This is a genomic window from Verminephrobacter aporrectodeae subsp. tuberculatae At4, assembly GCF_000193225.1.
GTDB classification, from domain to species: domain Bacteria; phylum Pseudomonadota; class Gammaproteobacteria; order Burkholderiales; family Burkholderiaceae_C; genus Acidovorax; species Acidovorax aporrectodeae.
This window is the reverse complement of record NZ_AFAL01000113.1, coordinates 1-2,718: the sequence shown is the minus strand read 5'-3', so window position 1 is coordinate 2,718 and position 2,718 is coordinate 1. Positions and strand designations below refer to the sequence as shown.

Genomic DNA, 2,718 nt, shown 5'->3' with positions numbered 1-2,718 from the left:
AAAAGCGATGGGGCCGACGACGAAGGCCAGCACGCGCCAGCGCGGCAATCCCATGGCCAGTCCCGCTTCTTCCAGACCCCGCGGCACCGACTGGAACGCACCGCGGACGATCTCGGCAATGTAGGCACCCGAGTTGATGACGATCGAAGCAATGGCCGCGCTCATCGGCTCCACGCGCACACCCAGCAAGCCGGGCAGTGCAAAGTAGATGAACATGACCTGCACCACGATGGGCGTGCCACGCACCAGCCCCACATAGGCAAAGCCCAGGCCGCCGAGCAAGCGGTTTCCGTAGGTCCGCATCAGCCCGAACAGGACACCGAGCAGCGTCCCGCCGACGAGCCCGGCCACGGTGATGAGCACCGTGAGCCGGGCTCCCCTGAGCAGCGCCGGCAACGCGTCGGGGATGACCGACCAATCAAAGTCCACGCGCTGCTCCTTGCCGGCAATCGGTCCCTGTTTCGAGGCTGTCAGGGCTTTTGCGGATCGGTCCTGAACCATTTTCTGTAGATTGCCGCGTAACGGCCGTCGGCCCTGATCTTCGCCAGCGCGCCGTTGACCCGGGGCACCAGCGCACTGCCCTTGGGAAAGCCGATGCCGTACTGATGCGCCATCATTTGGGCTCCCACGGCCCTTGCCTTGCCTGCGCCGACGGTGGCGATGTAGTACAGGACGTTCGGGGCGTCGTGCATGGCGGCGTCAACGCGGCCGGTCATGAGTTCCAGGTAGGCGTTATCTATGTTCGGGAACTGGCGCAGTTCGGTCCCCGCGAAATGCGCCTTCGCGTAGTCGGTCGCGGAGGTGCCGGTCTTGAGCGCCAGCGTTTTTCCCTTGAGGTCGGCGACGCTGCCGATCTTGCTGTTGGCGGGCACCATCAGGATGAAACCACTGTCGTAATAGCCATCGGAGAAGTCGATGACTTTCTTGCGCTCATCCTTGATGGTGATACCCGCCAATGCGAGGTCCACGTTTCTGGTTTGCAGCGCCGGCAGGATGCCATTGAAGTCCATGGGGCGCAGCGTGTAGCCAAGCTTCAATTCCCTGGCAATGGCGTCCCACAAATCGATGTCAAAGCCCACATAGCTGTCTCCCCGTTTGAATTCAAACGGGACAAAAGCGGTATCGACGGCGACGAGCAGTGGCTCGGCTGCAGCCGCGGGGGTGCACAGCGACGCGGCGGCAAACAGTTTGCAAAACAGGTTTTTCATCACAGTCCTTCCATGTCAGGCTGCCGCATCACATGCCCGGGTCGCCGCGTCGATCGATGCGCTCAGCAAGCGGGTGATTTCCTGCAGATCGTCGCGGCTGGCGATAAAGGGCGGCGCCAGAAGCACATGGTCGCCGTCAACACCGTTGACCGTGCCGCCCATCGGGTAGCACAGAAGTCCGCGGGCCATGGCGTCTTTCTTGATCGCTGCGTGGAGTTTGAGCGCGGCGGGAAAGGGTCGTTTGCTGCCACGATCGGCCACCAGTTCCACGCCCCAGAAGAAGCCGCGGCCCCGGATGTCCCCGACCCGCGGGTGATCGCCCAGCGCCTGCTGCAGCATCGCGCCAAAGGCCTGGCCGTCTGCGCGCACCTTGGGCAGCAGCTCGTCGCGCTGGATCACCTTCTGCACCGCCAGGGCCGCCGCGCAGGCCACCGGGTGACCCAGGTAGGTGTGGCCGTGCTGGAAGAAGCCGCTGCCCTGCGACATCGCGTCGACGATCTTCCCTTGTGCCAAAACCGCGCCCACCGGTTGGTAGCCGCCGCCCAAACCCTTGGCGATCGTCAGCAGGTCGGGAACGACGCCTTCCTGCTCGCTGGCGTGAAGCGTTCCGGTGCGGCCCATGCCGCACATCACCTCGTCGAGGATCAGCAGCACCCCGTACTTGTCGCAGACCGCGCGCACCGCTCTGAAATAGTCCGCAACCGGCGTGAGCACACCGGCCGTCGCGCCCCCCACCGTTTCAGCGACGAAGGCGATGACGCGGTCCGCGCCTTGCGCGAGGATGGCCGCTTCGAGTTCCGCCGCGAGCCTCAGAGCGTACTGCGCGGGCGCTTCGTCGGCGCGCTGCTCGCGGTACGGGTAGCAAGGCGCCACGTGCGTGGCCGGCACCAGCAGAGGCGCAAACGGAGCGCGCCGCCACGCGTTGCCACCGACGGCCAGCGCGCCCAGTGTGTTGCCATGGTAGCTTTGGCGGCGTGCGATGAAGTGCGTGCGCTGCGGCTGACCGATCTCGACGAAGTACTGGCGCGCCATCTTCAGCGCCGCTTCCATCGCCTCCGACCCGCCGCTCACGAAATAGGCATGGCTCATTCCCGCGGGCGCGCTGCGCATCAGTTCGTGCGCCAGCTGCTCGGCCACCTCGGTCGTGAAAAAGCCCGTGTGCGCATAGGACAGACGGTCGATCTGCGCGTGCATGGCCGCCAGGACGTCGGGGTGGGCGTGGCCGAGCGCGGACACGGCGGCACCGCCCGACGCGTCGAGGTAGCTGCGGCCGTCCGCGTCCCGGATGCGCATGCCGGCAGCAGAATCGGCAACCGGCGGCGTGCTGCGCAGATGGCGATGGAAAACATGCGTCATGGGGCGTCTTTATATGTAACCATCATACCGTGGCAGTTATCAGATGGGACATTTGTTCCGTCGTGCGCAGCACATTCCCCGAATCTGATGCGCTCAGTCCACGGTCACGGCGGCGGCGCGCACCCGTTGGCCCAGGCGCTGTGCAGCGCTGCGG

General features: G+C 65.4%; 3 protein-coding genes. All 3 read right to left on the bottom strand.

The window, feature by feature from the left end:
* A partial coding sequence (locus VTU_RS0104525) for an ABC transporter permease subunit (protein WP_029554107.1) occupies positions 1-429 on the bottom strand: 429 nt, incomplete at its 3' end.
* A gap of 41 nt (positions 430-470) precedes the next feature.
* Positions 471-1,208, bottom strand: coding sequence for a glutamine ABC transporter substrate-binding protein GlnH (glnH, locus tag VTU_RS0104520; RefSeq protein WP_010101264.1), 738 nt, complete (start codon positions 1,206-1,208; stop codon positions 471-473).
* A 15-nt stretch (positions 1,209-1,223) separates the two neighbouring features.
* Positions 1,224-2,564, bottom strand: a complete 1,341-nt coding sequence (locus VTU_RS0104515; RefSeq protein ID WP_010101262.1) for an aspartate aminotransferase family protein — start codon at positions 2,562-2,564, stop codon at positions 1,224-1,226.
* Positions 2,565-2,718: the final 154 nt, after the last annotated feature.